We start from the raw sequence: 8,595 nt of genomic DNA on the forward strand, positions 1-8,595 counted from the left end.
GCGATGACGTGCGGCCGTCCGTCCGGTCGTGACCGGCGACGCAAGAACCGGGTGGGTCGGTCTTGCGATACCGGGCGCACACCGCCTAAGCTCTGGGGTAATAGCGGGGCGGACCAAGTGTCATGAAGGTGAAGCTGCTGTCTGGCGCGCGGGCTTGCGGACCGCGAAGTCACGGTTTCTTCCACGTCCATAATCGGCCATCGTCCCGCTGATTTGACCGGTTTCAGTCTTCAATCCGAACCATCGTCGTCCCGCCAGGAGGTCCCATGCGTTTGCTCGCGCCCGTCGTCTGTTCCGCGATCCTGCTGTCCGTATCGGGACCGATTGATGCCCAGGGGGATGCGCAGGTCTCCACCTCCCCTGCGAAGGCCGCGACCGATACCGGCGACGCCGACACAGGCCAGGAGCGCTCTGCCCCCCGCGACGAGCCTGGTCGCGATGATCGTACCGAAACGCTCCCCAGCGGGACCGCGCGCGCGGAGAAGGCGCGGCTCGCCAAGCTCGGCGACCAGGACATCGCCACCGCCCCGATCCGCGAGGCGCGATCGACGACGCGTCATGCGACCACGATCAACGGCCGCGGCATCGACTATCTCGCCACCGCCGGCACGCTCACCGTCCGCGATGACGACGGCAAGCCCGTCGCGAGCATGTTCTACGTCGCCTATACGGCGGACGGGAAGACGCGCGACGGCGATCGTCCCGTGACGTTCATCTACAACGGCGGGCCGGGATCGTCGTCGATGTGGCTGCACATGGGCTCGATCGCACCGCTGCGGGTCCGCACCGACAGCCCGCAATCCACCACCGGCGCGCCGTTTCAGATGGTCGCCAACGACGACAGCCTGCTCGACAAGTCCGATCTGGTCTTCATCGATGCGATGGGCGCGGGCTTTTCCCGTCCCCTGGGCGACACCTCGCTCCAGAAGTTCTGGGGCACTGATCCCGACATCGACGTCTTCGCCCGGGCGATCGAGCGCTACCTGACGGTGAACGATCGCTGGAACAGCCCGAAGTTCCTGCTCGGCGAAAGCTATGGCACCACGCGGTCGGCAGGCCTGTCCTATCGCCTCGCGCAGGACGGCGCGCAGCTCAACGGCGTTATCCTCCTATCCTCGATCCTGAATTACGGGCGGCGCGCGCCGGGCTTGGACCAGGACCTGATCAACTACCTGCCGACCTATGCCGCCATCGCCGCCTACCACCATCGCTTGCCCACCCAGCCGGCCGACCTTCCCGCGTTCCTGGCGCAGGTGCGCGACTGGACCCGGGGTCCCTTTGCCCAGGCACTGGCGCGCGGCCAGGACCTGCCCGACGACCAGCGGCAGGCCATCGCCGCGCAGATGTCCGCCTACACCGGCCTTTCCACCCGCTACATCCTCGATCACGACCTCCGCGTCCCGGCGTCGGGCTTCCGCAAGGAACTGCTGCGCGACCAGCGTCGGACGCTGGGCCGCTACGACGCCCGCTTCGAGGGGATCGACGTGGACGCGAGCGGCGATGCGCCCGAGTATGACGCCTCCGACACGGGCATCACGGGCGCCTTCGTGTCGAGCTTCCACCATTATCTGTCGCACGACCTCAAGTACCAGACCGATCTCGTCTACCGTCCGACCTATTACTCGTCGAAGCTGAAATGGAGCTTTGATCATCGGCCGCCCGGCGCCCGCGGCGCGGAGCAAACCAACGAGGCCGATGTGGCACTCGATCTGTCGGCGGCGATGCGGCAGAACCCGCATCTCCAGCTTCTCTCGCTCAACGGCCTGTACGACATGGCGACGCCGTTCTTCGGCACCGAATATGATCTGGGCCACATGCAGATCGATCGCAGCCTGCGGTCCAACCTGCACTTCGCCTATTATCCGTCGGGCCACATGGTCTATCTCAACACCGAGGCACTGCACACGATGAAGCAGGACCTCGCCCGCTTCTACGATACCGCGACGGCGCGAACGACGGCAGGCCAGCCATGATCCGTTCTCCCTTGCTGTTCGCCCTCCTTGCCGCCACCTCCGCCGCCGCACAGGTCGCGCCGACGGCTCCGGAAGCCGTCGGTCCGTCCCGCGTCTTCACCGCCCGCGACGTCTTCGCGCTGGCGCAGGCCGGTGATCCCCAGATCAGCCCCGATGGCCGGCGCGTCGCCTATACGCGTGCGACCGGGGACATCATGATCGACGGCGAGCGTCGCGAGATCTGGCTCGTCGATCTGGCGAGCGGCCGTCAGACCCCGCTGGGCGTCGCGGGCAGCTCCCGGCCGCGCTGGTCGCCCGACGGTACGCGTCTTGCGTTCGCGGCGGCGACCGAGGGGCAGAAACCGCAGATCTGGGTCAAGTGGATGGACACGGGCGCGAGCGCGGCGATCACCGCCTTGCCCGACAGCCCGCTCGACATCGCCTGGTCACCCGATGGGCAAATGATCGGCTTCACCATGTTCGTCCCGGGCGACGGCGCCAAGCTGGGTGTCCCGGCCACGAAGCCCGACGGCGCGAAATGGGCCGAGCCGCTGACCATCATCGGCCAAGTCCACTACCGGGAGGATGGCGAGGGCTATCTAAAGCCCGGGTACAACCACGTCTTCGTGGTATCGGCCGATGGCGGGGCGGCGCGCCAGCTGACCTTCGGCTCCTACGACGACGGCCGCAAGGTGGCCTGGACGGCGGATGGTCGTCGCCTGCTGATCTCGACGAACCACGGCAAGGATCCGGATCGTGAGCCCCTGAACTCCGACATCTTCACCGTCGATGCCGCTACCGGTGCGCTGCACCAACTGACGACCCGCTTCGGCCCGGACGAGCAACCCACGGCCTCGCCGGACGGCAAGCTGATCGCGTTCGTCGGGTTCGACGACAAGCTGCTCGGTTACCAGAACCATGTCCTGTCCGTCATGAACGCCGACGGCAGCGGTTTGCTTGTGCTGACGACGGGCCTGGACCGGGACGTGCAAAATCCCGTCTGGTCCGGTGACAGTCGCGCGATTTTCGTGAAGTTCGCGGATCACGGCCCCACCAAGGTGGCGCGTGTCGGTATCGACGGAACCGTATCGGTCGTCGCCGACGGGCTGGCCGGCGGCGAGCTCGACCGGCCCTATTCGAGCGGCGACTTCAGCGTCGCGAGGAACGGCACCGTCGCGGTCATCGCAGGCGATGCGACGCATCCCGGCGACATTGCGATCGCCGGGCGGGGCGGCGCTTTGCGACGCCTGACCGATCTCGATCAAGAGCTGTTCGCCGGGAAGACGCTCGCCGCGGTCAGGCCGCTGAGGGTGATCTCGTCCGCCGGCGGGTTGCCGATCGACGCGTGGATGGTGACGCCGCCCGACTTCGATCCCGCGCGCAAATACCCGCTGATCCTCGAGATCCACGGCGGCCCGTTCGCGAGTTATGGGCCGGTCTGGTCGACCGACGACCAGCTCTATGCCGCGGCCGGCTATGTCGTTGTCTATGCCAATCCACGCGGGTCGACGTCGTACGGCGAGGCGTTCGCGAACCGCATCCATCACAACTACCCGAGCGAGGACTACGACGACCTGATGAGCGTCGTCGACGCCGCGATCGCCACCGGGAGCGTCGATCGCACCGCGCTGTTCGTGACGGGCGGATCGGGCGGCGGCCTGTTGACGGCGTGGATCGTCGGGAAGACCGATCGGTTCAAGGCGGCCGTCTCGCAGAAACCGGTGATCAACTGGACGAGCGAGGTGCTGACGACGGACGGGTACACGTCGATGGCGCGTTACTGGTTCGGCAAGATGCCCTGGGAGGATCCCGAGCAATATTGGCGCCGGTCACCGCTCAGCCTGGTCGGCAACGTGAAGACGCCCACGGCGGTGATGGTCGGTGAGGACGATCATCGCACGCCCCCGAGCGAGGCGGAGCAATTCTATGCGGCGCTCCAGCTCCGCTCGGTCCCGACCGCATTGATCCGCGTGCCCAATGCGAGCCACGGCGGATTGGCGGATCGCCCATCGCAGCTTGTCGCAGAAAACGCGGCTATCCTCGCCTGGTTCGAACGTTACCATAGCCGCTGACTTCGGAGTCGAGAGTAGACCAAGCCTTAAACCGCGCGCCCAATCTGATCCGATCTTGGCTGTCGATGCCGGCGTTCGTGTCGGTGTAAGCAGGTGATCCATCGGTCGTGAGGTCTCACGATGGCTGGTCCTGTCGCGTTCCGGTCAGCGTCATGGAATGTGACATGAGGCTGGTTGCCGCGACGGCCGTTATCGGGCGTGAGAAGAAATAACCCTGCGCCAGCGAGCAACTCATCGACGCCAGCAGTTCGGCCTGCTCTTCGGTCTCCACTCCCTCGGCGACGACCTCGACGTTGAGCGTCCTTGCGAGCTGGATGATGAGGACCACGATCGCGAGCGTCCGGTCGTCCGAACACAGGCTCCGGATGAACGACTGGTCGATCTTGATCGTGTCGGTCGGATATCGGTTGAGGTAGCTGAGCGAGGAATAACCCGTGCCGAAATCGTCCAGCCCAATCCGCACCCCGTGCGCGCGGATGTCCGTCAGGATCGACTCGATCCTGGGATCGGGATGAAGGAAGATGCTTTCGGTGATCTCGAGCTCCAGCGCGCGTGGCGGCAGCGAGAAGCGGGCGATGGTGTCTTTGAGTTCGGACAGGAAGCGCGGATCGTTGAACTCGGTGGCCGACGTGTTGATGCTGACGCCGAGGTCGGCGTCGGGGAAGAGCGCACGCCATTTCGCGAGTTGTGCGCACGCCTCGTTCATCACCCAACGGTCGATCTGGCGGATCACGCCGATCTCCTCGGCGATGGGCACGAACTCGGCGGGCGAGACGGTCCCGCGGGTCGGATGCTGCCAGCGCAGCAGCGCCTCGAACCCCTTGATGAGGCCGCGCTGCGGATCGACGATCGGTTGGTAGGCAACCTCGAACTCCTGGCGCTCTATCGCCAGTTTCAGGTCCGACTGGAGCGTCAGCATCGCCGTCGCCTCGGCGTGCATCGACTCGCTAAAGATCGCATATTGGCCAAAGCCCGATCGCTTGGCCGCATACATCGCGATATCGGCGTCGCGGATCAGCGCCTCGGGTTGCGTGTCGCGCGATGACGACCGGACGATGCCGATACTAGTCGAGGGAAACACATCCTGCCGTCCGACCCGGACGGGTGGCCGCAAGGCTTCAAGGATCCTCTCCGCCAGCGCGATCGGGACCCCCAGGTCGGCCGCTTCCTCGACGAGGAGCGCGAACTCGTCCCCGCCGATCCGCGCCAGCGTGTCCTGCGGCCTGACGCATGTCTTCAGCCGCCGGGCGATCTCCTTCAGCAGGACCTCGCCCGCGAGATGGCCCAGGCTGTCGTTGACGACCTTGAAGCGATCGAGGTCCAGGAAAAGGATTGCGCACGCTAGGGACGGATCGCGCCGATTGACGTCGAGCACGTTCTTGAGCCGGTCCATGAAGAAGGCACGATTGCGCAGCCTCGTCAGGCTGTCGTGAAACGCGGTGTAGAGCAGTTGCTCCTCGATCCGCTTCCTGTCCCTGATCTCGTTCGCGAGCGCCTGGTTCTCGACCTCGGCGATGCGGACGCGGGTGCTCAGCTCCGCCTTATGCTTCCGCTCGGTGATGTCGCGCTGGACCGATATCCAGTGGGTGAACCAGCCGTCGTCGTTGGCGACGGGCGCGATACTCAGTTCGACCCAGAACTCGCTTCCGTCCTTGCGATAGTTGGTCAGCTCGACCGTGACCGGCTGCCACCGGGCGAAGGCGGCACGCAGCTTCGCGCGCGCGACGGCGTCGGTTTTTGGGCCCTGCAGGATGCGCGGCGTCTTGCCGAGCACTTCTTCGAGCGAGTAGCCGGTGGTGCGCGTGAACGCCTCGTTGCAGTAGAGGATGCGCGGGCCGGGCAGATCAAGCGGTTCGGCCTCGGTGATGAGGATCGAGTCGTTGGCATGGACCGCGACCGACTCCAGCAGGCGCAGCCGGGCGATGGCGGCGGAGTTGTCGGTCCCCGTCGCAAGCGCACGTTGCCGCAGCGCGTGCAGTTCCAGCACGGTGCCGGCCAGTTCGGCATAGGCTTGCAGCACATAGGCCTGCGCCGCGCTGAGCGGATCGTGCCGCGAGTCGCCGGCGACCGCGACGATGCCGTCGATGGAGTCGCCCGAGACGATCCGCGCGGCGGCCACGAAGCCGCCGCGCGGGAGGGGACAGTCGGCCCAGCGCTCACCGTCGATCAGCTCCCCGCAGTAGCGGATGGCTCCGGAGCAGTCCGACGCGCCGGCGTCGGCAAACCCGGCAAGGACGGCGCCACTCTGAAGCGTCGCCGGGCCGCTGCCGGCGACCAGCCGAAGAACGCCGTCATGGTGTCGATAGATCGTCGCTTTGTCGCAGCCGGTCGCGTGCGCCACCGCCGTCGCGATACCGTCGAGCCGGTCGTCGATCTCGCGATGGAGCGACGCGGCCTCGCCAGGACTTGCGAAGCCGGAGGCCATCCAGTCGGCCGGATTGTCGATGAACATGGATGCATCCTGCAGATTTCGGGCGTGAAATCGAAGGACATTGAGTAGCTGCCGGCCGTTAAAGGCATGTAAAACCAAGCGACCTCAATACTGATCTATGATCGGATCGGTGGTCAGAAACCGCGCAACTGACGGTGAAGTTCGTCCTCGCCATCGCCTGTCCGGCGTTCGGCGGCGCCGGAAAGCAGGGCGTTCGCCACCGCTTCGATCTCGCCCGACAAGGAGCGGTCCTCGTCGAGGAACGGGCTGAGGTCGCGGACAGCGGCGTGGAGCGCGCTGGCGGCGACGCTGAAGGGCCGGTCGTCCTTCCGCAGTCGCAGGTCGATCGCCTGGGCCACGCACATCGCCTGGATCGCCAGGATGCGCGCGGTATCGGCGAGCGCGTCGCCCGCGCGTCTGGCCGCGATGGTGCCCATCGTGACGACGTCCTGATTGTTGGCGTTGGTCGGCACCGACTGGATCGAGGCGGGCGCGGACTTCGCGCGCATCTCGGCCACCAGCGCCGAGGCGGTCACCTGCGCGCCCATGAAGCCGCTGTTCAACCCCGTCGCGTTGCCCTGCAGGAATGGCGGCAGACCGGCGTTGAGCGACGCGTCGGTCAACCGGGCGATCTGTCGCTCGCTCCACACTCCCAGCATCACGACCGCGTTGTGGAGCGAGTCGGACGCGAACGAGACATGCTGGCCAAAGAAGTTGCCGGCATGCAGGATCGTTTCCTCCTCGGCGAAGACCAGCGGGTTGTCCGTGACGGACGACAATTCGATCTCGACGATCCGATCATGGTGGACGAGCATGTCGTCGATCGCGCCCAGCAGCTGCGGGGCACAGCGGATGCTGTAGGCATCCTGCGGCAGCATCTGGGCGTGCGCCACGCCATCCTCGGCCGCGGCGGCGATGCGGCCGGGCAGCGGCGCGAAGGGTATCAGCCGCGGCGCATCGTGCGTCAGCGCCCACAGCAGCGCGGCGGCGCGGCGCTGGCCAGGATGCGGACGCGCGACCGCGGTGAGCGGATGCCATGCGGCGCGGTGACCTCCGAGCAATTCGGCATGGGCGGTCGTCAGCAACGCCGCGATCCGCAGCAGGCGACGCGCACGCACGCCGTTCAGCGCGGCGATCCCGGCCATCGCCGACGTGCCGTTGACGAGCGCCAGCCCTTCCTTATTCTCCAACGTGATCGGTTTGATAGCTTTGCCAGCGAGGACGGCCGCTGCTGGCGTGGGCAGGCCCGACCGCCAGAACGCGCCCTCGCCCATGAACGCGAGCGCCATATGCGCCAGCGGGGTCAGGTCGCCGCTCGCGCCTACCGTGCCCTTTTCGGGGATGATCGGCGCGAGGCCGCTGTTCAACAGGGCGCACAGCCATTGGAGCAGGTGCGGGCGAACCGCCGACAGGCCCTGCGACAGCGTGACCAGGCGCGCGAACACGATCGCGCGCGCCTCGATAGGCGGCAGCGGGGCACCGACGCCCGAGGCCAGGTGATAGATCAGCTTTCGCTGCAACAGTGCGCCCTGGGCAGGGTCAATGTGGTTGTCGGCGAGCGGTCCGTATCCGGTCGTCACGCCATAGATCGCGCAACGGTCGGCGACGAGCCGGGCGATCATCGCCTCGGAGGCCACGGCGCGGTGCACCGCGTCGGGATGCATCGCCACGCGCGCCGCCCCGGTCGCCACCGCCTCGACCGCGTCGAGGCCGATCGGATGGGCGGTGTCGCCGACGGTCACCACCGCGTCGACGGTCCGGGTCGCCAGATCGGCCATGGTCATGACACCGCTTCCACTTCGTTGCAGTGGCGGTAGGGCAAGGCGGTGAAGACGCGGTTAACCACGACCGGCCGCAATCGGCGTTGCAGTTAGTGGTTGGTCAACGATCTTGCGGCATTGACGGTCACAACGCCTGAAAGCCGAAAGACCGCTGCATGGAAATGATCAAGTTCGGATCGGATGATCTCGAAAACCGCCTCGCGGAAGATCCGTCGCGCGCCGAGCTGCTGCCGTTCGGCGCGATCATGGTCGATCAGCAGGGCAAGGTGCTGCGCTTCAACCACGTCGAGTCGGGGATCAGCGGAGTAATTACTCACCCCCTTGCGGATGAGCGCGATCGCTGATTCAGAGGGGTTATG

5 protein-coding genes are annotated in these 8,595 nt (G+C 66.5%); 2 read left to right on the plus strand and 3 right to left on the minus strand.

The genetic code is table 11. The annotated features are described in order from the left end of the window. Positions 1–266 precede the first annotated feature (266 nt). The gene (locus ACFE65_RS14485) at positions 267–1,973 is read left to right on the plus strand and encodes a S10 family peptidase (RefSeq protein ID WP_375383077.1); all 1,707 of its coding nucleotides are present in this window, start codon (positions 267–269) and stop codon (positions 1,971–1,973) included. Beyond that, positions 1,970–4,024, plus strand: a complete 2,055-nt coding sequence (locus ACFE65_RS14490) for a prolyl oligopeptidase family serine peptidase (RefSeq protein WP_375383078.1) — start codon at positions 1,970–1,972, stop codon at positions 4,022–4,024. The genes ACFE65_RS14485 and ACFE65_RS14490 overlap by 4 nt, the downstream gene beginning before the upstream one ends. A gap of 115 nt (positions 4,025–4,139) precedes the next feature. Here the strand turns inward: ACFE65_RS14490 and ACFE65_RS14495 are convergent, their stop codons facing one another. From ACFE65_RS14495 to ACFE65_RS14505, 3 genes are all read right to left on the minus strand, one after another. Further along, complete coding sequence (locus ACFE65_RS14495; protein ID WP_375383079.1) at positions 4,140–6,476, minus strand: putative bifunctional diguanylate cyclase/phosphodiesterase; 2,337 nt, start codon at positions 6,474–6,476, stop codon at positions 4,140–4,142. 113 nt (positions 6,477–6,589) lie between these two features. Further along, positions 6,590–8,239, minus strand: coding sequence for a histidine ammonia-lyase (gene hutH, locus ACFE65_RS14500; protein WP_375383080.1), 1,650 nt, complete (start codon positions 8,237–8,239; stop codon positions 6,590–6,592). A gap of 86 nt (positions 8,240–8,325) precedes the next feature. After that, the coding region (locus ACFE65_RS14505) for a hypothetical protein (protein ID WP_375383081.1) at positions 8,326–8,595 on the minus strand (270 nt) is incomplete at its 5' end.

Origin of the sequence: uncultured Sphingomonas sp., from assembly GCF_964237335.1 — a bacterium.
GTDB lineage: Bacteria > Pseudomonadota > Alphaproteobacteria > Sphingomonadales > Sphingomonadaceae > Sphingomonas.